Source organism: Jeongeupia naejangsanensis (genome assembly GCF_016865585.1).
Lineage (GTDB): Bacteria > Pseudomonadota > Gammaproteobacteria > Burkholderiales > Chitinibacteraceae > Jeongeupia > Jeongeupia naejangsanensis.
On the sequence record NZ_JAESND010000011.1, the window covers coordinates 41,077 to 60,540 of the forward strand.

The 19,464-nt window shown below is 65.6% G+C and carries 22 protein-coding genes and 1 tRNA gene; 5 read left to right on the forward strand and 18 right to left on the reverse strand.

The annotated features are described in order from the left end of the window. Nucleotides 1-192: 192 nt before the first annotated feature. The 18 genes from lnt to JMJ54_RS17275 form a co-directional block, all read right to left on the reverse strand. Complete coding sequence (gene lnt, locus JMJ54_RS17190; RefSeq protein WP_203539789.1) at nucleotides 193-1,683, reverse strand: apolipoprotein N-acyltransferase; 1,491 nt, start codon at nucleotides 1,681-1,683, stop codon at nucleotides 193-195. After that, a complete protein-coding gene (locus JMJ54_RS17195) occupies nucleotides 1,683-2,540 on the reverse strand; it encodes a CorC family transporter (RefSeq protein ID WP_203539790.1) in 858 nt (285 codons plus the stop codon). Before JMJ54_RS17195 ends, lnt begins: the two co-directional genes overlap by 1 nt. Nucleotides 2,541-2,548: 8 nt before the next feature. Next, nucleotides 2,549-3,022 carry an rRNA maturation RNase YbeY gene (ybeY, locus tag JMJ54_RS17200; protein WP_203539791.1) on the reverse strand — a complete coding sequence of 158 codons (474 nt, stop codon included), beginning with the start codon at nucleotides 3,020-3,022 and terminating at the stop codon, nucleotides 2,549-2,551. Next, nucleotides 3,019-4,044, reverse strand: a complete 1,026-nt coding sequence (locus JMJ54_RS17205; RefSeq protein ID WP_203539792.1) for a PhoH family protein — start codon at nucleotides 4,042-4,044, stop codon at nucleotides 3,019-3,021. Before JMJ54_RS17205 ends, ybeY begins: the two co-directional genes overlap by 4 nt. A gap of 39 nt (nucleotides 4,045-4,083) precedes the next feature. After that, complete coding sequence (locus tag JMJ54_RS17210; protein ID WP_203539793.1) at nucleotides 4,084-4,506, reverse strand: EamA family transporter; 423 nt, start codon at nucleotides 4,504-4,506, stop codon at nucleotides 4,084-4,086. A 1-nt stretch (nucleotide 4,507) separates the two neighbouring features. Then, nucleotides 4,508-5,128 (reverse strand): UPF0149 family protein, encoded by a 621-nt coding sequence (locus tag JMJ54_RS17215; RefSeq protein WP_203539794.1) that lies wholly within the window; start codon nucleotides 5,126-5,128, stop codon nucleotides 4,508-4,510. Between the two features lie 16 nt (nucleotides 5,129-5,144). Then, complete coding sequence (locus tag JMJ54_RS17220) at nucleotides 5,145-5,444, reverse strand: hypothetical protein (RefSeq protein ID WP_203539795.1); 300 nt, start codon at nucleotides 5,442-5,444, stop codon at nucleotides 5,145-5,147. 70 nt (nucleotides 5,445-5,514) lie between these two features. Further along, nucleotides 5,515-6,867 (reverse strand): tRNA (N6-isopentenyl adenosine(37)-C2)-methylthiotransferase MiaB, encoded by a 1,353-nt coding sequence (gene miaB, locus JMJ54_RS17225; RefSeq protein ID WP_203539796.1) that lies wholly within the window; start codon nucleotides 6,865-6,867, stop codon nucleotides 5,515-5,517. Next, nucleotides 6,864-7,232, reverse strand: a complete 369-nt coding sequence (locus JMJ54_RS17230; RefSeq protein WP_203539797.1) for a hypothetical protein — start codon at nucleotides 7,230-7,232, stop codon at nucleotides 6,864-6,866. Before JMJ54_RS17230 ends, miaB begins: the two co-directional genes overlap by 4 nt. Before the next feature lie 111 nt (nucleotides 7,233-7,343). Continuing rightward, complete coding sequence (locus JMJ54_RS17235) at nucleotides 7,344-7,556, reverse strand: hypothetical protein (RefSeq protein WP_203539798.1); 213 nt, start codon at nucleotides 7,554-7,556, stop codon at nucleotides 7,344-7,346. A 30-nt stretch (nucleotides 7,557-7,586) separates the two neighbouring features. Further along, nucleotides 7,587-7,853 (reverse strand): GlsB/YeaQ/YmgE family stress response membrane protein, encoded by a 267-nt coding sequence (locus JMJ54_RS17240; protein ID WP_203539799.1) that lies wholly within the window; start codon nucleotides 7,851-7,853, stop codon nucleotides 7,587-7,589. A gap of 73 nt (nucleotides 7,854-7,926) precedes the next feature. Next, complete coding sequence (locus tag JMJ54_RS17245; protein WP_203539800.1) at nucleotides 7,927-8,463, reverse strand: YfaZ family outer membrane protein; 537 nt, start codon at nucleotides 8,461-8,463, stop codon at nucleotides 7,927-7,929. A 196-nt stretch (nucleotides 8,464-8,659) separates the two neighbouring features. Continuing rightward, on the reverse strand, nucleotides 8,660-10,642 hold the full coding sequence (fhuB, locus tag JMJ54_RS17250; protein WP_203539801.1) for a Fe(3+)-hydroxamate ABC transporter permease FhuB: 1,983 nt from the start codon (nucleotides 10,640-10,642) through the stop codon (nucleotides 8,660-8,662). A 3-nt stretch (nucleotides 10,643-10,645) separates the two neighbouring features. Then, nucleotides 10,646-11,491 carry an ABC transporter substrate-binding protein gene (locus tag JMJ54_RS17255; RefSeq protein ID WP_203539802.1) on the reverse strand — a complete coding sequence of 282 codons (846 nt, stop codon included), beginning with the start codon at nucleotides 11,489-11,491 and terminating at the stop codon, nucleotides 10,646-10,648. Nucleotides 11,492-11,502: 11 nt separating this feature from the next. Further along, nucleotides 11,503-12,267: an ATP-binding cassette domain-containing protein gene (locus JMJ54_RS17260; protein ID WP_203539803.1), complete on the reverse strand. Its 765-nt coding sequence runs from the start codon at nucleotides 12,265-12,267 to the stop codon at nucleotides 11,503-11,505. Next, on the reverse strand, nucleotides 12,260-13,912 hold the full coding sequence (locus tag JMJ54_RS17265; RefSeq protein WP_203539804.1) for a multidrug ABC transporter permease/ATP-binding protein: 1,653 nt from the start codon (nucleotides 13,910-13,912) through the stop codon (nucleotides 12,260-12,262). The genes JMJ54_RS17260 and JMJ54_RS17265 overlap by 8 nt, the downstream gene beginning before the upstream one ends. A 370-nt stretch (nucleotides 13,913-14,282) precedes the next feature. After that, nucleotides 14,283-14,359: transfer RNA gene (locus JMJ54_RS17270), tRNA-Met, on the reverse strand. 44 nt (nucleotides 14,360-14,403) lie between these two features. Further along, the gene (locus JMJ54_RS17275; RefSeq protein WP_203539805.1) at nucleotides 14,404-15,582 is read right to left on the reverse strand and encodes a class I SAM-dependent methyltransferase; all 1,179 of its coding nucleotides are present in this window, start codon (nucleotides 15,580-15,582) and stop codon (nucleotides 14,404-14,406) included. Nucleotides 15,583-15,667: 85 nt separating this feature from the next. Between JMJ54_RS17275 and JMJ54_RS17280 the strand changes: the two genes are divergently transcribed. From JMJ54_RS17280 to JMJ54_RS17300, 5 genes are all read left to right on the forward strand, one after another. Then, nucleotides 15,668-16,408, forward strand: a complete 741-nt coding sequence (locus tag JMJ54_RS17280) for a pteridine reductase (protein WP_203539806.1) — start codon at nucleotides 15,668-15,670, stop codon at nucleotides 16,406-16,408. Nucleotides 16,409-16,499: 91 nt separating this feature from the next. Beyond that, complete coding sequence (locus JMJ54_RS17285; protein ID WP_203539807.1) at nucleotides 16,500-16,934, forward strand: GNAT family N-acetyltransferase; 435 nt, start codon at nucleotides 16,500-16,502, stop codon at nucleotides 16,932-16,934. Between the two features lie 121 nt (nucleotides 16,935-17,055). Continuing rightward, nucleotides 17,056-18,000 carry a tRNA 2-thiocytidine(32) synthetase TtcA gene (gene ttcA / locus JMJ54_RS17290; protein ID WP_203539808.1) on the forward strand — a complete coding sequence of 315 codons (945 nt, stop codon included), beginning with the start codon at nucleotides 17,056-17,058 and terminating at the stop codon, nucleotides 17,998-18,000. After that, entirely contained in the window at nucleotides 18,000-18,788 is a 789-nt protein-coding gene (locus tag JMJ54_RS17295) for a fused MFS/spermidine synthase (protein ID WP_203539809.1), read from the forward strand. The genes ttcA and JMJ54_RS17295 overlap by 1 nt, the downstream gene beginning before the upstream one ends. A gap of 152 nt (nucleotides 18,789-18,940) precedes the next feature. After that, nucleotides 18,941-19,441 (forward strand): RNA pyrophosphohydrolase, encoded by a 501-nt coding sequence (locus JMJ54_RS17300; RefSeq protein WP_203539810.1) that lies wholly within the window; start codon nucleotides 18,941-18,943, stop codon nucleotides 19,439-19,441. The last annotated feature ends 23 nt before the right edge of the window (nucleotides 19,442-19,464 follow it).

Here is a 19,464-nt window from a genome sequence, read left to right on the forward strand (position 1 = left end):
AATGGGCGAGCAACCCTGCTAAATCAAGGAAATAGGCGCTACCCGCCGCGCATTCCGGTGCTGGAACGACGAGCGGCAAGGGCAGGGAGAGCCGGCCTGCCGCACGTCAGACGGTTTGTGAAAAACCTCTTTTGGACCGAGGACGAATGGCTACAAAGGACGCCCTGAGAAGTAAGTCATTTGCTTTCTATATTAGAAAGCATTTGTGTTGGTTTTGCGCCGGAGGCCTCCGACGACCAATGTGAGCAAGCTCAGCAGCCAGATCAGCAAAACCGGCGAGTTTTGCCAGCGGCCGTAAGGTGTCAAGCCGGTTTGGTTGACAGCCTTGCCTTCCAGTACGGTGCGTTCGCGTTGCGGCAGGCGCGCCAGCACGCGACCGCGTTCATCGATGATGGCGGTTGCGCCGGTGTTGGTGGAGCGCAGCATGTAGCGGCCGGTCTCGAGTGCGCGTGCTTGCGACATCTGCAGCTGCTGTTCGGCCGCCCACGAGCCGTCAAACCATGCCAGATTGCTGAAGTTCACCAGCATCGTTGCTTCGGGCAGCGCCTGGGCGATCTCGCTGCCGAAGACGTCCTCGTAGCAGATGTTCGCGGCCAGCCGGGTCGGCCCGATGACGAACGGCGCTTGTTTGACCGCGCCGCGTGAAAAGCCCGACAGCGGCATGTCGAGAAAGCGGTACATCCAGCCGAACAGCCACGGCGCCGGAACGAACTCGCCGAACGGAACCAGATGCTGCTTCTTGTACACCGGCTGGCTCGGGTCGGTCAGCACCATCGCACCGTTGTAGTACTCGCTGGCGCCTTTGCCTTGCAGCGGCACGCCGAGCACCAGTGCCCGCTTGCCGGCTGCATCGCGCAGCGTATCCAGATACCAGGGCGGGACGTCGGCGAGGAAGGACGGAATGGCCGTTTCCGGCAGCACGATGATGTCCCCGCGGGCTTGCTGGACCTGCTGAAGATTGACCCGCAGATTGTTGACGTAATGGGCGGTCTCCCATTTCATGTCCTGGGCGATATTGCTCTGCGCCAGGCTCACCTTGACCGGCTGGCCAACCGGCGTCGTCCAGCTGACGTTCAGCAGCCCCCAGCCTGCGAGCCACAGCGTTGCAACGGCGATCCAGCGCGTTGGCCTGCGCCATTGCGCGACCAGCAAGCCGGTACCGACGAGCAAGAGCCAGCCGACGCCATACGTGCCCAGGATCGGCGCGTAGCCGGCCAGTGGCCACGATGGAATCTGCGATGTGCCGATTTCGGCCCACGGAAAACCGGTGAACAGCGTGCCGCGCAGCCATTCGCTGGCGCAGAACAGCGTAGGCAGCAGCAAGGGCAGGCGCAGCGATCCGGGGCTGGGCAGTTTGCGGCCGAGCCAAGCGGCCAGTGCCGGAAAAAGGGCCATATAGGCCGAGAGCAGCAGGGTGCAGCCGGCAGCCATCCAGCCGGGCATGCCGCCAAAGGTATGCAGGCTGATGTAGATCCAGTGGATGTTGGCCACGAAATAGCCAAGCCCCCACACATAGCCGGCAAGGGCTGCGGCACGGGCATTGGGCGCCGTTGCGGTTGCCCAGAGCCAGGCAACCAACGAGACCGGCATCAGCGGGCCGAGGTAAAGCGGGGCGAACGAAAACACGCTGGCCGCCCCGAGGGCGGCCAGCGATGCCAGACCGGCAAGTCTGCGAATGAACATCAGCGGGATTCTTCCTCGGTCTCGACCGTGCGCTTTTCGATCAGCACCGAATGGACGCGACGGCTGTCGGCGCGGACGATCTGGAAACGGAACCCGTCGAACTCGACGGCTTCGCCGCGTTTGGGAACATGGCCGAAATGCTGGGTGACGAGGCCGGCGACGGTATCGAACTCGGCGTCCGAGAAACGGCTACCGATTTCCTCGTTGAGGTCGGCGATCTCGGTCAGGCCCTTGACGCGCCAATAGCCGCGGCGGTCGACAACGATGTTGTCCTCGGTTTCGTCGTAATCGTATTCGTCCTCGATATCACCGACGATCTGCTCCATCACGTCCTCGATCGTTACGAGGCCGGCGACGCCGCCGTATTCATCGACCACGATGGCCATGTGGTTGCGGTTGTTGCGGAAATCCTTGAGCAGCACGTTCAGCCGCTTGGCCTCGGGAATGAACACCGCAGGGCGCAGCATGTCGCGGACGTCGAAGTCCTCGTCATTGGCGTAGTAGCGCAGCAGATCCTTGGCGAGCAGGATGCCGAGGACGTGGTCCTTGTTGCCGTCGATGACCGGAAAGCGCGAGTGCGCGGTCTCGATGACGAAGGGGATGAAGGCCGACGGCGGCTGGCTGATGTCGATGACATCCATCTGGCTGCGCGGCACCATCACGTCGCGCACCTGCATGTCGCCGACGTTGAGCACGCCTTCGATCATGCCGAGCGCATCGGCGTCGAGCAGATGTCGCTCGAAGGCCGAGTGGAGAATTTCTACGAGTTCGCCGCGGTTTTCGGGTTCCCGCAGCAGGAAATGGGTCAGTCGTTCCAGCCAGGAGGGTTTATGACTGGGGGACGAGGGGTCGTCCATATGTGCTACTACTCCGTGTCGGTACGATACGGGTCATCATACCCGAGCGTTGTGACGATTTGCGTCTCGAGGGCCTCCATTTCGTCGGCTTCGTCGTCCTCGATGTGATCGTAACCCTGCAGGTGCAAGGTGCCGTGGACGATCATATGGCAATAGTGCGCAAGCAGCGTTTTGCCCTGTTCCTGCGCCTCGCGCTCGACCACCGGTGCGCACAGCACCAGATCGCCGAACAGCGGCAGGCCCTCGACCGCCGGCATGTCGTCGTCGAAGGTGAAGGTCAGTACATTGGTTGCGTAGTCCTTGCCGCGATAGTCGCGGTTCAGTTGCTGCCCCTCTTCGGCATCGACGATGCGCACGGTGATCTCGGCCGTTTTCACGCCGGGGCGCAGTGCGGCGTCCATCCATGTTTTCAGCTGTGCCTTGCCGGGCAGTCCGGCGGCGTCGGTGGCGACTTGCAGCGCAAGTTTCAGGCGGCGGCTCATGGCTGCCCCTCGCCGCGGTTGTCGGCTGCACGGGCGGCATCGCGTTCGGCCTTTTTCTGTGCGGCCTCCTGCTCGCGCTGCTTGCCGGCGCGCTCGTAGGCATCGACGATTTTCTGTACCAGCGGATGGCGGACGACGTCGGCGCTGGTGAAGTGATGGATGCCGATGCCGCGTACGCCCTTGAGCACGTCCTGCGCGTCGACGAGGCCGGACTTCTGGTTCTTCGGCAGGTCGGTCTGCGTCGGGTCGCCGGTGATCACGGCCTTGGAGCCGAAGCCGATCCGGGTCAGGAACATCTTCATCTGTTCGGGCGAGCTGTTCTGCGCCTCGTCGAGAATCACGAACGAATGGTTGAGCGTGCGACCGCGCATGAAGGCCAGCGGGGCGATCTCGATCACGCCCTTTTCGAACATCCGCGTGACCTTGTCGAAGCCCATCAGATCGTACAGCGCGTCGTACAGCGGTCGAAGGTACGGGTCGACCTTCTGCACCAGATCGCCGGGCAGGAAGCCGAGTTTCTCGCCGGCCTCGACCGCCGGCCGCACCAGCACCAGCCGCTTGACCGCGTCGCGCTCGAGCGCGTCGACGGCGCTGGCAACCGCCAGATAGGTCTTGCCGGTGCCGGCCGGGCCGATGCCGAAGGTGATGTCGTGTTCCTGGATCGCCTTCAGGTACAGGTTCTGGCCCGGGGTGCGGCCCTTGAGGTCTGCGCGGCGGGTTTTCAGCTGCGGCGCGTCCGGGTCGACCGGAAAATCGGCCGGCGTGCGGCTCATCTCGATCAGGCCGAGCTGGACCGTGTCGATGTCGAGCGCTTCGGTGGCCTGAAAGTAGAAGTATTCGAGCGCGTCGAGCGCGGTCCGTACTTGCGGCGCTTCGCCCGAAACGCGGAAGTGCGCGTCGCGGCGGACGATGTTGACGTCGAGCGCGGTCTCGATCTGCTTGAGGTTCTCGTCGAGCACGCCGCACAGGTTGGCGAGGCGGGCGTTGTCGACGGGCTGGAAGGAAATCTTGTCGGTATGCAAAGCGGATTCCTGCTTGAGGGGGCCTGATTCGGTACGGCGCTACTTGAGCGTCAGGACGAGAAAACCGGCGATCATCAGCGTGGCGCCCAGCGCGATGCGCCAGTTCAACGGTTCGCCGAGCAGCGTGAAGGCCAGCAGCAGCGTGATCAGCACGCTGGATTTGTCGATCAGCGCGACGCCGGACACCGGGCCGAGCTTGACCGCACGGTAGTAACACAGCCACGACGCCATGGTCGCGGCACCGGAAAACAGCAGCAGTGCCCAGTCGCGCCCGGTCAGCCGTTCGGCCTCGCGCCAGTAGCCGAAGGCGGCGGCATGGACGGCCACCAGACCGAAGATCACCGCGGTCCGGACTGCCAGTGCCAGATCACCGCTGACGCGCGCCAGTCCGGCCTTGGCCGACACGGCAACCACGCCGGCGAACAGGGCCGAACCGAGCGCGTAGCCGATCCAGCCCGGCATGTCAGTGGCGACGACGGCCGGTACGCGGCGCCGCGGCTTCGAGTCTGGCCAGCCAGAATGCACGCAGGACCGGAACGATGTCCGGTAAGGCGGCGGCCAGTTCGTGCTCGAATTCGGCGAGGTTTTCGCCGTCGGCGACCATGGCTTCGCGCGCCTCGTCGTCGGCGCAGTCGAAGATCGGTGCCAGCAGCTGGGCGATTTCGTCGTCGTCCATCGCCGGCTGCCACGCTTCGGGCTGCATTGCCGTGCCGAGCATGAAGCCGTAGCACCATTGCTGGACGATATCGGTACCGGTCGTTTCGTCGACGTAAACCAGCGGCGTGTACCCGGGCGTGTCGCCGACCAGATCGTCACCCAGCTGGTTGTAGTAACGCAGGATCAGGTCCTCGATCCGGGTCTGCTGCGCAGCGGATGCGAACTTCGGTGCCCGGCCGTCTTCACCCCAGACCTGCGCCAGCCAGGCCGCCGGTTCGGGCTCGCGCGGGCCGACGCGGATCGCGGTCAGGAAACCGTGCAGCATCGACAGGTCCATGCACTCGTCGCCGGTGGCATCCGATTCGAGAAAGTCGGCGAGTTCGTCGAGTTCGGTTTCGGTCAGCGGGGGTTCGGGTTTGAATTTCATGCGGATGCAATGCTCGCTAGGGATGGGGGTCCGAGGTGTTGCTGAGACGTTCGACCAGCAGTTTCTCGCACAGTTTGAAAACAAGGTAGAGCAGCAGTGCCAGCACGCCGTGGAGCAACAGTTCGATCAGCTGTTCGATCGCGCCGTTCATCGCCGCCAGCCAGCCGTGCTGCCACAACAGCCGGATATTGGCCGACAGCAGCATGAGCAGGTTGACCGACACCGCACCGAAACCGATGAAACTGAACGCCATCAGTGCCAGCGTGGCCAGCGGATGGCGCTTGAGAAAGCGCACCGTGCAGAGCCGGATGTGCATGACGATACTCCACTCTGGAGACTGCCTGCAGCATAGCCTGCACCGGTGCTGACTTCGATCAGCGTATCGATCAGATGGCGACCGACTCGTGCGTGACGATCTCGCCCTTGAGGCTGTGCGAGAACGACTTGGTCACGTAGACCTCGGCAAACTGGCCGATCAGCCGCGGATGTCCGACGAAATTGACGATGCGGTTGTTGTCGGTGCGGCCGGCCAGCTCGTTCGGGTCCTTCTTCGAAATCCCCTCGATCAGTACACGCTGCACGGTGCCGACCATGGCCTGGTTCACTTCCTGCGCCAGTTCTTCGATGCGGGCCTGCAGGCGCATCAGCCGTTTGGTTTTCACGTCCTGCGGCACGTCATCGGGCAGGTCGGCGGCCGGGGTGCCCGGGCGCATGCTGTAGATGAAGCTGAAGCTGGCGTCGAAACGCACGTCCTCGATCAGTTTCATCGTGCGTTCGAAATCGTCGTCGGTCTCGCCGGGGAAGCCGACGATGAAGTCGCTCGACAGGCAGATGTCCGGACGCGCTTCGCGCAGCTTGCGCACCAGGCTCTTGTATTCGAGCGTGGTGTAGCCGCGCTTCATGTTCACCAGCGTGCGGTCCGAGCCGGCCTGCACCGGCAGGTGCAGGTGCGATACCAGCTTGGGCAGCGTGCGGTAGCAGTCGACGATGCGCTGGGTCATCTCGCGCGGGTGGCTCGTCGTGTAGCGGATGCGCTCGATGCCCGGGATTTCGTGCACGTATTCGAGCAGGGTGGCGAAGTCGGCAATCTCGTCGTCCTCGCCATCCAGCACCTTGCCGCGATAGGCGTTGACGTTCTGCCCCAGCAGGGTCACTTCCTTCACGCCCTGCTGCGCCAGCCCGGCGACTTCGGCCAACACGTCCTCGAACGGGCGGCTGACTTCCTGGCCGCGCGTGTACGGCACGATGCAGAACGAACAGAACTTCGAACAGCCTTCCATGATCGACACAAAGGCCGTGGCGCCGTCGACCTGTGCGGGCGGCAGGTGGTCGAACTTCTCGATCTCGGGGAAGCTGATGTCGACCTGGCTGGTGCCGGTTGCGCGCTTCTGTGCGATCAGCTCGGGCAGCCGGTGCAGTGTCTGCGGGCCGAAGACGACATCGACATAGGGCGCGCGCTTGACGATTTCCTCGCCTTCCTGCGACGCGACACAGCCGCCGACGCCGATGACGAGGTTCGGGTTCTTGAGCTTGAGCTCCTTGATCCGGCCAAGGTCCGAGAACACCTTTTCCTGCGCCTTTTCGCGCACGCTACAGGTGTTGAACAGGATGACGTCGGCGTCTTCCGGCGTGTCGGTCTTGGTCAGGCCGTCGGTGGCGTTCAGCAGGTCCACCATCTTGTCCGAGTCGTACTCGTTCATCTGGCAGCCGAAGGTCTTGATGAATACTTTCTTGCTCATTCTTGCGTTCTTAACTGGGGTTCGGTGGCGGTGAAGAAGCTCGGCTTTTCATAGCGTTGCTTGAGGTTGGCGTATTCCTCGTCGCCCAGGAACCAGATGCGCCAGGCAAAGCCGGTGCTGCGTTCGATCTGGTACCAGATCTTTGCATCCTTGGGCATCTGCACGATCTGCTGCGGAGTCAGCAATGCGCCGGTGGCGTTGTAGATGCGCAGGCCCGGCGCAGTGCGGTAGACCTCGCCGTCGATCCTGACGCTCTGCATCGGCGAATAGGCTTCGAGCTCGCCGAGCTGGCCGCTCGGGGGCAGGATGCGCTGGGCAAAGGCTGAACTGGCGACGGCGACGAGCAGCAAGGCAGCGAGGCGCATGGGGCAACCGGCGGGATGTAAACCGGGTATGGTATCAAGCAAGTGCTTGATCTGAAAGCAGGTCGGCCGCGAGAGCGGCCTTAAAACCGCCTCCGGCCGACAGCCGTTGCACTAGCCGTGTTCGACGACGCGCACCTTGCAGGTAAACACCGATTCGTCATCGGTGTAATGGGCGTCGACAAAGGCCAGCGTGTAGTCCAGATCGGTCAGTTCGTCCTCGAGTCCCGCAGCATCCTGTGCCGCGGTGAGCTCGAGTTCGATGGTGATCTGGACCTTGAGCCGGTGGCGCGGCTCGTGCCCGGGGAAGGGCAGTACGTCGCTCATGGCTGGCTTCGTTGGCAGGGTGGCAGGGGCTTACTTGAAGAAGCCCACCAGCTTGAGCAGCCAGATCAGTACCACTGCACCGAGAATGCCGAAGGCCAGACCGGCCAGCGAGAAGCCGCCGGCAGCCTGCGCCGCGCCGATGCCGAGCAGGTCACCGAACACCCAGCGGCCCAGCGAGGAGCCGACGATGCCGACGATGATGTTGGCGATCGATCCCTGCTGGGAGTCGGTGCCCATGACCTTGCTGGCGAGCCAGCCGATCAGGGCGCCAACGATGATTGCGATAATCCAGCCCATGATGGTCATCTCCAGATAATTGTGTGTGTATTCAGCGTAGACCGTTGCAGGCCCACAACCAAACCGGAACGTTTCAGAAGCTGAAGTTCACGCCGGCGTAGACGCCATCTGCGAGGTCGCGGGACGGTCGGCCGTCCTTCAGGTCGACATTGAGGTACTTGTAGCCGAGGTCGGCACCGATCGCTGGCGTGATCTTGAAGCGCACACCGGCCTTGGCTTCGGTGTACGAGCGGATGCCGCTGGACAGCGAGTCGGGCGAGTAATACCCCTCGCCGTACAACACCACCCGGCTGCCGAGCGGGATGCTGAGGCCGGCGCCCAGTGCGCCGGCGACGCCGGTATCGGCCGATTTGACGTCGATGTACACCAGCTTGCCGCCGAAGGTGAGCAGTGCATTGCCGAGCGGCACGCCGAGGCCGAGGCCAACGCCGCCGACATCGCCTTCGTCGTCGTTGTGGGTCCAGTCCGCGGTGAAGCCGAGGCCGCCGCTGTTGACGCTTGCCGATGCGGCGACGTAGTCCTCGCCCGCGACCATCGAGACATCCGAAGCGGATGCACCGGCGCTGATGACAAGGGCGCCAAGGGTGGCGGCAAAAAGGATGTTTTTCATGCGGGGGCTCGCGGCTGCTCGGAAAAAAGGGCGGCCAGTGTAGCGAGCGCGGGAAGGGCTTCGGTGGCAGGATTTACGCTTGGCAAAAAGCCACACTAGTTGTGATGTACAACTTGGCGGCGAGTGCGGTGGAACGTGCTGCCGTATCGTCGCCGCGCCGAGGCAGATTGCGCCGGAAGACGCTTTCAACCAGCGTTTACAACCGGCGCAGATTCCACATGAAGTAGGCGCCGCCGAGCAGCGTCGCGACCAGCCCGGCGGGCAGCTCCTGCGGGAACAGCAGTTGCTGGCCGACCCAGTCGGCCACCAGCATCAGCAGTGCGCCGCACAGGCCGGCGCCGATCAGCTGTGCGCGGGCGCGGACCAGTCCCAGCAGCCTTGCCAGATGCGGCGCGAGCAGGCCGACGAAGGACACCGGGCCGATCACCAGCGTCGCCGCCGCGCTCAGCAGCGCCACCAGCAACAGCAGCCAGCGCTGCGCGCGACGGGTATCGACGCCGAGCGCGCCGGCGGCAGCCTGGCCGAGCGGCAGCAGGTCGAGCCAGCGCCCCAGCAGCACCGAGACGCCGAGCGCAACGACGGCCAGCAGCAACAGCGCGACGGTCACGGTTGGCGTGACGTGGTAGGTCGACCCCGACAGCCAGGTCAGCAGCTGCTGCACCCGCGGGTCGCCGTTGGCCAGCGCCAGGCTTTGCAGCGGTTCGAGCAGCGCGGTGATCGCAACGCCGGACAGCAGCACACGTTCGGGCTGGAAGCCGCTGCGGCGATTGATGCCGAGCAGCAACGCCAGCGTCAGCACCGCGCCAAGCACGCCGGCGGTCAGCAGCAGCGGCAACGGCGCCGCAGGCAGCAACAGCCCGGCCAGCAGCAGGCCGACGACGGTACCGCCGCTGACGCCGAGCAGCTCGGGGCTGGCCATCGGATTTTGGCCGATGCGCTGCAGCACCGTGCCGGCGAGCCCCAGCAAGAGTCCGACCGCCGCGGCTGCGCCGAGTCGTGGCAGGCGCCAGCTCAGCTGGATCGTCCACAATTCGCCGCCGGCCCAGCGCCAGCCGTCGCTGCCCTGACCGACGAACAGCGCCAGCGGCAGTGCGATCAGCAGCACGAGCACCAGGGTCGTCAGCAGCCGACGCGGTCGCGGATGCCGCCGCATCGTCAGGCCGCTGCCGGATGCGCCCGGCATCGACTTCTTCGGTGCCAGACGCGGAATCAGCCACAGCAGCAGCGGCGCACCGAGCAGTGCGGTCATCGCGCCGGTCGGCAGCAGCATCCCGCCGCCGTCGGCCACGAATTGCAGCAGCGCGTCGGTCGCGCTCAGCAGCAGACCGCCGAGCGCGGCCGCCCAGAACAGCCGTCGCCCCAGCGTACGGACCCCGAGCAGCCGAACCAGACTGGGCGCCGCCAGACCGATGAAGCCGATCACGCCGGCGACGCTGACGACGCAGGCGGTGACGAACACGGCCAGCGTCAGCGTCAGCAGTCGCAAATGGCGCAGCGGCAGGCCGAGGCTGCGCGCGCTGGCTTCGTCGAGGTCGAGTACAGCCAGAGGGCGCGTCAGCAGCGGCAGCAGCAGCGTTGCCGGCACGAGATGGATCAGCAGTCGCTGCACACCGTCCCAGCCGTCCTGCGCCAGCGCGCCGCCGCCCCAGACCAGCATGCCCTTGAGCGCTTCCGGGTTGGACAGCAGCAAGGCGCTGCCGATGGCGCCGAGATAGAGGTTGACCACCAGCCCGGCGAAGATGGTTGCCAGCGGCGACAGCGGGCGACGCCAGGTGAGTGCGTAGACCAGCCCCAGCGCTGCGCCGGCGCCGAACAGCGCCACCCATTCGCGGCCGGCGAGCAGCGACGGGGCGAACAGCGTGGCGAGCAGCAGCGCCAGCTGGGCGCCCGAGGTGGCGCCGAGCGTCGTCGGCGAAGCCAGCGGGTTGCGCAGCACCTGTTGCAGCAGCATGCCGGCCAGACCCAGCGCCGCGCCGGCCAGCAGGCAGAGCGCCAAGCGCGGCAGCCACGCATAGTGGACGACCAACTGGCGCGGATCGGCGAGGTCCGGGTCGAACAGGCCGGACAGCCACAGGGTGTCCGGCAACTGGCGGTCGAGCCAGCCGATCGACAGCCCCAGCGTGAGGACGAACAGCAAGCCGCACAGCGGTAGGGCGGGAGAGCGGGGCAGCATCTTCATCGGTTACGGGCGTCCGCGCAGAGCCAGGCTCAGCTGGTCGGCGAAGCGTTCGCCGGCCAGCACGCCGCCGAAGCTCCATACGGCTGGCAGGTGCAGCGGTGGATGGCGGCGCACCATCGGCAGGTTCTGCCACAGCGCCGACCTGGCCAGTCGCGCGTCGACGCCGACCGGCAGCGGTTCGATCACGATGGTCTGGACGTTGTCGAGCGTGGCGAGGCGATCGATGCTGACCGTGGCAAAGCCCCAGCTGCCGGTATCCGCCTGCCAAGCGTTGCGCAGCCCGAGTCGCGCGAGCACCGCGTCGAACAGGCTGTGGCGGCCGTAGACGCGGACGTGGCGCTCGTCGATGAACTGCAGCAGCAGCAAGGGTGGGGTTGTGGGCAGTGTTGCGGCTTGCGCGGCCAGCCGGGATTCGACCCGGTCGAGCAGTGCCTTGCCGGCGGCCTGCCGGTCGAGCAGCGTCGCGAGTTCCAGTGTTGACTGGCGCAGCTGTGCCCAGTAGTCGCCGCCGCCGGCGTCGAAGCGGAGCGTGCGCACCGGCGCGATGCGCGCCAGCGTCGGCACGATGCCGGCCGACAGCGGCGAGACGAGGATCAGGTCGGGTTTCAGTTCGGCCAGCAGCTCGCGATTGGGCTGGGTGCGCAGGCCGATGTCGACGGTTGTTGCCGGCAGCGCCGGCTGGCCAACCCAGCTTCGGTAGGCGGCGGTTTCGCCAACGGCCAGCGGCGCAACGCCCAGCCCGAGCATGGTCTCGGCGATGGTCCAGTCGACCGTCGCGACGCGCGGGGCGGCGTGCAGCGAGAGTGGCAGCAGCACGAAGAGGACCAGCAGCCAGCGGCGCATGTTCATTGGCGGCTCCTTCAGACGATCGCGATCGCGTGGTCGGCGACCGGGTGCGGCATCACGCGCATCGGCAGGCCGTAAATGGCCTCGAGCGTTGCGGCGTTCATCAGCTCGGCCGGTGTGCCCTGGGTCAGCACGGCGCCGCTGTGCAGCGCGATCAGCCGGTCGCAGTAGCGCGCGGCCAGATTGATGTCGTGGATCACCACGATGACACCGAGGCCGAGTTCGCGGCTCAGTCGCTGGATCAAACTCATCACCTCGACCTGATGCGCCAGATCGAGCGCGGCCAGCGGCTCGTCGAGCAGGATGAAACGGCTTTCCTGCGCCAGCAGCATCGCCAGCCAGACCCGCTGCCGCTCGCCACCGGACAGCGTGTCGACCAGCCGGTCGGCAAAGGCGTCGGTGTGGGTCAGTTCGATCGCGCGCGCTACCCGTTCGCGGTCATCGGTGCGCGTGCGCCCGAGCAGGCCGCGCCACGGGTAGCGGCCGAATTCGACCAGCTCGCGGCCGAGCAGGTTTTCGGCGCTCGGCAGGTGTTGCGGCAGGTAGGCGACCCGGCGCGCGAAGGCCTGGCTCTGCCACTCTCCGACCGGTTTGCCGTCGAGGCTCAGTGTGCCGGCCGTCGGCGCCTGCTGGCGGGCCAGTAGTTTCAGCAGCGTCGATTTGCCCGAGCCGTTGTGGCCGATCAGCCCGCAGACCTGTCCTTCATCGAAGCGCAGGCTGGTCGGGCGCAACAGCGCCCGGCGCTCGACCGTGAAGGCAACGTCGTGCAGCTCAAACATCGGCAACTCCCGGCACGGTATCGAGGCGGGCGACGACGTCGGCACTGACGTGCTGGCGCTCGGCGCCGGTCAGTTCGCGCAGCCTGCCGGCACGCATCTCGAGCAGGCGGTCGGCAAGCGGGAAGTAATGGTCGTCGTGGCTGATCGCCAGCACCGTCTTGCCCATCTCGCGCAGTCGCGGCAGCAGCACCCGGTAGAAAATCCGCCGGAATTGCGGATCCTGATCGGCGGCCCATTCGTCGAACAGCACGAAATCGCGCCGCTCGGCGATCGCCAGCAGCAAGGCCACGCGCTTGCGCTGCCCTTGCGACAGGTCGAGATCGGTCAGCCGGTCGCCGTCGCGCTGCAATTTGTGGCCGATGTCGAGCCGGTCGACCCACTCGCTCAGTTCGGCTTCGTCGACGCCACCGGGGCCGAGCAGCCGGTCGAACAGGTGGAAGTCGGTGAAGATCGCCGAGAACAGCCGGCGCCATTCGTGCGGATCGTCCAGCGGCTCGCCGTCGAGCAGCAACCGTCCGCCGTCGGGCTGGTAAAGGCCGGTCAGCAGCATCGCCAGCGTCGACTTGCCCGAGCCGTTGCCGCCGATCAGGAACAGTTGTTCCCCGCGATGGATCGTCAGGTCGAGCGGGCCGACGCCGAAATTCCCGCCCGGATAGGTGAAGCTGACGCCTTCGAGCGTCAGCGTCTGCCATGGCCGGGGCGCCGGCTGGACGAATGCCGGTTCGTGCGGTTCGAGGTCGAGCGCGCGCAGCTTGTCGAACGCGACCTGCGCGGCCAGCAGCGTCGGCAGCGCGCCGATGCCCTGCAGCAGCGGCGTGCGCAGGAACAGCAGCGTCAGTGCGTAGGTCGCGGCGACATTGGTGTCGGCCCAGCCGAGGCCGTTGGCGAGGAAGAACACCAGCCCGATCGCGCCGAGCATCATGATGTTGGTCCAGTTCAGCGCGCTCAGGTGGAAGGTGTCGGCGCGGATGATGTGGTGGCGGTAATCGTTCGCGTTGGGCTGGTACTGCTCGTCGAACAGCGCCAGCGCGCGCTGGCGGTTGAGCATCAGCTCGCGGCTGCCCGAGATCATCGACTGGTAGTCGTGGTAGAGGCGGTCTTCGGCCTGGCGCATCAGTCCCAGATGGCGGTAGACGTGCCGCACCAGCAGCCAGCCGACCAGCATCGTCGCACCGACCCACACCGTGGTGGCGCCCAGCAGCGACGGTGACAGCCAGGCCAGGTAGGCGCAGGCGCCCAGCGTCAGGACCACGCCCTGCACCAGCTCGGGCAGGCGCACGAAGGCGTAGGTGATGTGGCCGATGTCGCTCGACAAGGACGCGAGCAGCGGCCCCTGACCGATCTGGTGCAGCCGCAGCGGCGGCGTATCGAGTAACTGTTTGAGCAGCCGGCCGCGCAAGGCATGAACGAAGTGATGGCCCAGCGTCGTCAGCGCCAGCTGCGCGCCGAGCGTGACCACCAGCAGCAGGACGATCAGCCCGAGCAACTGGCCGAGCACAGGCAGCGGCGCACCGGTCATGGTGATCAGGTGGTCGTTGATGAAGGCGATGACGCCGATGCCGAGCAGGGCGCTGAGTACGCTCAGCAGCGTGACGGCGAGGAAGGGCCAGCGGTAGTGGCGGTAGACGAGAAGAAGCAGTTCCATTGGCACATCGTCGGGTCGGGCGGAAGGGACAAAAGCGGGCAAGTGGCGCGCTGAACGGCAAGGTCTGGCAGCGGGGCGCTTGCAGCGGCGACAGGCGGGATGGCCTGATCGGGTTCGATATTATAAATGAGAATTATTTCTGATTTCTTTGGTGAAATGACCAAAAACAGCGCTGTCTGTCCCGCGTCAAGCATGCCCGTCATGACGTTCCGCCCTGGATTCGCCGACGGGATTCGTGGTGCGCGGCGCTGGGCGCCGGCGTGGCGCGCCCGTCACACCGGCGCTTGACGCGCAGAACGCAAAAAAGCCGCTGATTCTTGAACTTTCGTTCCGGAATCAACGGCTTTTCTGCTGCGCTTTCGCGCGGATCTGGTGGCTATGGCGGGACTCGAACCTGCGACCCCAGCATTATGAGTGCTGTGCTCTAACCGACTGAGCTACATAGCCAAGAGGACGGCATATTGTCTGGATTCGCCCCCGGTGTCAAGCGTTTATAGCTTGTGCGAATCGTCCCGGCCGCCAAAGCCCGGCAGCAGTGCGTCGAGTTCGAGCGCCTTGCTGAAGGCGATGGCCTTGAACAGGTCGCCCATTTCGGCCGGGCTGGTGAGTTTCTGGACTGCGGCAACTTGCGCCAGATAGGCCGGGTGATCGGTGCCGAGTTCGGCGAGCTTGTCCAGCAGGCCGGCGTCGAGCAGGTATTGCGCCTGCGGGGCGTAGCCTTCGAGCGACAGGCCGGCGGCGTCGGCTTCGCGGTAGACGGCGGAAAAATCGACATGGCAGGTCAGGTCGGTTAGGCCGGGGTGGAAGAACGGGTCATGCACGGTGTGGTGGCGGTAGTGGCCGATCAGCGTGCCCATGTGCCGTTCCGGGTGGTAGTACTCTGCATGGGCGAAGCCGTAGTCGAGCCACAGCACGGCGCCGGTGGCGAGCATGCCGGCGACGCTGGCGACGAAGGCGTGCATCTCCGGCTGGATCTCGGTGGTGTAGCCGGCAGGCAGGTTCAGCGCCGTGGCGAGCGCGTGCTGCGGGCCGGCGTTGAGCGGACGATCCTGCCAGTCCAGTGCACCGTTCCGCCAGACGACACCGCGCTCGTGCAGCTGGCCGGCATCATCACGGTGGACGAGAGCGCACGGCATCGCGTCGAGCACTTCATTGCCGACGACAAAGCCGCTGAACGAGTCCGGCAATGTATCGAGCCAGACGACGCGGTCGAGCAGGTGTGGCGCGGCGGCGGCAATCGTCGCGCGCTGGCGTTCACGCAATTCGCCTGAAAGGTCGACGATGCAGTAGCGTGTCGGCAGCTGGCCGGTGCGCTCGAGACCGAGCAGCAGCTGGGCCGCAAGCCGGCCGGTGCCGGCGCCGAATTCGATCACGTCGCCGGTCTGGCCCTGTGCCGCCAGCGTCGCGAGCACGGCGGCGGCCGTGTCGGCAATGCAGGCGCCGAACAGCGGGGACAGTTCGGGCGCGGTGGTGAAATCGCCTTCGGCGCCGAATTTGGCCGCGCCACCCGAGTAATAACCCAGACCGGGGCTGTACAGCGCCAGCCGCATGTAGTCGGCGAACGGGATCCAGCCACCGGCGGCATCGATCGCGGCACGGATCCGTTCGACCAGCGCCGCGCTGGCGGCTGCGGCGTCCGCGCCGGGCGCGGGCAGTTGCGGTGTAGTCATGGCGACAGCAGAATTCCTGACGAAACGCAGATTGTACTGGCTGCGGCCACGAGGCCGCACGCAGCAGGATGACAAAGGGGAAGGGATGAATCACGACAAGGTGGCGCTGATCACCGGTGCAGCCAGGCGCGTTGGCGCCGGTCTGGCGCGGTACCTGCATGCGCGCGGCTGGCGGGTGGTGATCCACTACCGCAGCAACGGCGGTGCTGCCACGGCTTTGGCGAGCGAGCTGAACGCCGTGCGGCCTGCGTCGGCGGTGACGGTCCAGCTCGACCTGCTGGAGACCGCCCGCCTGCCCGAACTGGTCGCTGCCGCGCTCGCCGCTTTCGGCCGGCTCGATGCGCTGGTCAACAACGCGTCGGCGTTCTATCCGACGCCGGTCGGCGAGTTTTCCGAGTCGGCGTGGGACGAGCTGGTTGGCTCCAACCTGAAGGCGCCGCTGTTTCTGGCGCAGGCGGCGGTGCCGGCGCTGGCCGAAACCGGCGGCTGCATCGTCAGCATCGCCGACATCCATGCCGACCGCCCGTATCCGGGCCTGATGCTGTACACGGTGGCCAAGGCCGGTCTGGTGGCGATGACGCGCGGGCTGGCGCGCGAGCTGGCGCCGAAGGTGCGCGTCAACGCCGTCGCGCCCGGTGCCAATCTGTGGCCCGACGGTGCCGACGTGTTCGATGCGGCCGAGCGCGAGCGCATCCTGGGCACGATTCCGCTGGGGCGTACCGGTACGCCGGATGATCTGGCGCAGGCGATCGCCTTCCTGCTCGACGCGCCGTACCTGACCGGAGTGGTGTTGCCGGTCGACGGCGGACGCAGCGTGGTGTTGTAAGGGCTGGGCCGTCACGACTGCTGCAGCACGATGCGATTGGCATGTCGGGCCGCTTGTGGCTTCATGGCTGGTTTGGAAAAGTGAGGCCTTCATGGGCAGCGAAGTCGAGCTACTCAGTGGCGACGCACACCGGCAGGCGGTAGCGGACGAAATCGCGACCACCTTGCGTGCGTTCAACGAGGCGGTGCTCGGTTCTTACTCGTTTGCCCCGGTCAGCGCGGTGATCCGCGATGACGAGGGGCGGCTGATTGCCGGCGCGACGGGTTACTACGGGCTGGATTGCCTGATCGTCGAAAACGTTTGGGTCGACGATGCCCGCCGCCATCAGGGGCTGGGCGGCCGGGTAATGCGGGCGCTGGAGGACCACGCCCGCACGGCCGGCATCCGTCTGGCCCGGCTGGAGACGGCGAGTTTCCAGGCGCGCGGCTTCTACGAAAAGCAGGGCTATACGGTGTTCGGCGAGCTCGACGACTATCCGCCCGGGCATCGCTACTTCTTCATGAAGAAGCCGCTGCCGGGCGGCTGAGCCGGCCGGGCGGCGGCATTGCACGGCGCACCCGCTCGCAGCAGGCGGCGGAGTGCGGTAAAATCGCCGTCAATTCAATCATCTACGACGGGGCGCGATGCGCCCCGTCGGCATTCGGATCATGACCCAGCACACCAGCACCGAAGCCACTGCCGTGGCCGACGCCGAAAAGAAGGCCCAGCTCAACGTCAACAAGCTGACCAAGTGGCTGCGCCACGCCGTCGGCGACGCGATCAACGATTTCAACATGATCGAGCCGGGTGACAAGATCATGGTCTGTCTGTCGGGTGGCAAGGACAGCTACACGATGCTCGACATCCTGCTCGGGCTGCAGAAATCGGCACCGATCGATTTTTCGATCGTCGCGGTCAACCTCGACCAGAAGCAGCCGGGCTTCCCCGAACACGTGCTGCCCGACTACCTGAAAAGCGCTGGCGTCGATTACCGCATCATCGAGGAAGACACCTACTCGATCGTCAAGAAGCTGGTCCCCGAGGGCAAGACGACCTGCAGCCTGTGCTCGCGCCTGCGTCGCGGCATCCTCTACCGCGTGGCCGACGAGCTGGGCGCGACCAAGATCGCGCTGGGCCACCACCGCGAGGACATCCTCGAAACGCTGTTCCTGAACATGTTCTACGGCGGCAAGCTCAAGGCGATGCCGCCGAAGCTGGTATCCGACGACGGCAAGCACGTGGTGATCCGGCCGCTGGCGTACTGCCGCGAGAAGGATATCGTCCGTTATTCCGAGGCCAAGGGTTTCCCGATCATTCCGTGCAACCTCTGCGGCTCGCAGCCGAACCTGCAGCGTGCAGTGGTCGGCGAGATGATCGAAGACTGGGACAAGCGCTTTCCGGGCCGGATCGAGTCGATGTTCCGCGCGCTGCAGAACGTCGTGCCGAGCCATCTGGCCGACCCGAAACTGTACAACTTCGTCGGCGCGAAAGCCGACGGCGTTGCGCGTGCCGACGGAGACAAGGCCTTCGATCGCGAGACCTTCAGCGAGCCGAACACCATCAACATCCTCGCCAGCAAGCCGGCCGATGCTGGCGGCTGCGGGGACCATTGATGCTGTTCCGCTCCAAGCGTTTTTCCAGCCGGCCTGACGACGATCTGGTCATCGACATCTCCGAAGAGTTCGGCGTCCGCAAGCTGCACTTCGGTCACGACGATACCCAGAGCGCGATGCGGATCAGTGATCCGCTCGAACTGGTACTGGCGTACTCGCGCTGCGTGTTCGGTGCGCTGCTGTTCGTGCCGGTGCCGAAAACCATGCTGCTGATCGGCCTCGGTGGCGGCTCGATCGCCAAGTGGGCGCATGCCAGGCTGCCCGGTACCCGGATCACCTGCGTTGAGCTTCATCCGCAGGTGATTGCGGTCGCGCGGTCGATGTTCGGCCTGCCCGCCGATGACGAACGGCTCGAGGTGATCGCCGGCGACGGCGCGGCCCACCTCGTCGGCATGGACGAGGGCAATTGCGATTTCATCGTCATGGACGCGTATTCGGCGACCGGGATCGCGCCGCCGCTGGCGACAACCGAGTTTTTTGCCGCCTGCCGCGACCGGCTGGCCGACGACGGCGTGCTGGCGGTCAATCTGTGGGGCTCCGACAAGCGCTTCCAGCAGTACTGCGAGCGGCTGTCCGATGTCTTCGACGGACATTTGCTGCTGCTGCCGGCCCGGCAGAAAGGCAACGTGATCGCCTTCGGCTTCAGGAAGGGGCTGGGCGAGCCGCGCTGGGAGCAGCTGGCGCAGCGTGCAGCCGGACTCGAAGCGACTTACGGCCTCGAGTTCGGCGAGTTCGTCGCCGATCTGGCGCGGCTGAATCCGCACAACGACCGCAAGCTTTTCGTCTGATACTGGGATAAACCCATCTCCGGTTTTTGAGTGACGAATGCCGGCAGGCGCAGAGTTTGCTTGCCGGGCGATGCTTCGCGATGTCGGGGGCGTTCCCAAGGGACGCCGGATGTGGAAAAATCGGTGGTAACAGAAGTTTAAAAGGTAAGACTATGCTCGACCGTGACGGCTATCGCCCGAACGTCGGCATCATCATCATCAACCGTCAAAACCAGGTGTTCTGGGGCAAGCGCGTGCGCGAGCATTCCTGGCAGTTTCCGCAGGGCGGCATCAAGCAGGGCGAATCCCCGGAAGAGGCCATGTTCCGTGAACTGATGGAGGAAACGGGGCTTGCACCCGAGCATGTGCAGATCCTCGGCCGTACCCGCGACTGGTTGAAGTACGATGTGCCGACCCACTGGGTTCGACGCGAATGGCGTGGAACCTACAAGGGCCAGAAGCAGATCTGGTTCCTGCTGCGGCTGGTGGGCCGCGATTCCGACGTGTGCCTGCGCAAGACCACGCATCCGGAGTTCGATGCCTGGCGCTGGAGCGATTACTGGTCGCCGCTGGACGCCGTGATCGACTTCAAGCGTGGCGTCTACGAGGCCGCGTTGTCCGAGCTGGTGCGCTTTATCGGCAGCAGTGAATCGACCCGGCGGATGTCCCATTGAACGTGGGCCAACTACGACGCCGG

Coding starts and splice junctions, on each gene's coding strand:
- lnt (WP_203539789.1), bottom strand. CDS start 1,683: ATGTTCATTCGCAGACTTGCCGGTCTGGCATCGCTGGCCGCCCTCGGG.
- JMJ54_RS17275 (WP_203539805.1), bottom strand. CDS start 15,582: ATGACTACACCGCAACTGCCCGCGCCCGGCGCGGACGCCGCAGCCGCC.
- JMJ54_RS17265 (WP_203539804.1), bottom strand. CDS start 13,912: ATGGAACTGCTTCTTCTCGTCTACCGCCACTACCGCTGGCCCTTCCTC.
- JMJ54_RS17285 (WP_203539807.1), top strand. CDS start 16,500: ATGGGCAGCGAAGTCGAGCTACTCAGTGGCGACGCACACCGGCAGGCG.
- JMJ54_RS17260 (WP_203539803.1), bottom strand. CDS start 12,267: ATGTTTGAGCTGCACGACGTTGCCTTCACGGTCGAGCGCCGGGCGCTG.
- JMJ54_RS17215 (WP_203539794.1), bottom strand. CDS start 5,128: ATGAAATTCAAACCCGAACCCCCGCTGACCGAAACCGAACTCGACGAA.
- JMJ54_RS17210 (WP_203539793.1), bottom strand. CDS start 4,506: ATGCCGGGCTGGATCGGCTACGCGCTCGGTTCGGCCCTGTTCGCCGGC.
- JMJ54_RS17195 (WP_203539790.1), bottom strand. CDS start 2,540: ATGGACGACCCCTCGTCCCCCAGTCATAAACCCTCCTGGCTGGAACGA.
- ybeY (WP_203539791.1), bottom strand. CDS start 3,022: ATGAGCCGCCGCCTGAAACTTGCGCTGCAAGTCGCCACCGACGCCGCC.
- JMJ54_RS17240 (WP_203539799.1), bottom strand. CDS start 7,853: ATGGGCTGGATTATCGCAATCATCGTTGGCGCCCTGATCGGCTGGCTC.
- JMJ54_RS17255 (WP_203539802.1), bottom strand. CDS start 11,491: ATGAACATGCGCCGCTGGCTGCTGGTCCTCTTCGTGCTGCTGCCACTC.
- JMJ54_RS17280 (WP_203539806.1), top strand. CDS start 15,668: ATGAATCACGACAAGGTGGCGCTGATCACCGGTGCAGCCAGGCGCGTT.
- JMJ54_RS17220 (WP_203539795.1), bottom strand. CDS start 5,444: ATGCACATCCGGCTCTGCACGGTGCGCTTTCTCAAGCGCCATCCGCTG.
- JMJ54_RS17295 (WP_203539809.1), top strand. CDS start 18,000: ATGCTGTTCCGCTCCAAGCGTTTTTCCAGCCGGCCTGACGACGATCTG.
- ttcA (WP_203539808.1), top strand. CDS start 17,056: ATGACCCAGCACACCAGCACCGAAGCCACTGCCGTGGCCGACGCCGAA.
- JMJ54_RS17300 (WP_203539810.1), top strand. CDS start 18,941: ATGCTCGACCGTGACGGCTATCGCCCGAACGTCGGCATCATCATCATC.
- fhuB (WP_203539801.1), bottom strand. CDS start 10,642: ATGAAGATGCTGCCCCGCTCTCCCGCCCTACCGCTGTGCGGCTTGCTG.
- JMJ54_RS17245 (WP_203539800.1), bottom strand. CDS start 8,463: ATGAAAAACATCCTTTTTGCCGCCACCCTTGGCGCCCTTGTCATCAGC.
- miaB (WP_203539796.1), bottom strand. CDS start 6,867: ATGAGCAAGAAAGTATTCATCAAGACCTTCGGCTGCCAGATGAACGAG.
- JMJ54_RS17230 (WP_203539797.1), bottom strand. CDS start 7,232: ATGCGCCTCGCTGCCTTGCTGCTCGTCGCCGTCGCCAGTTCAGCCTTT.
- JMJ54_RS17235 (WP_203539798.1), bottom strand. CDS start 7,556: ATGAGCGACGTACTGCCCTTCCCCGGGCACGAGCCGCGCCACCGGCTC.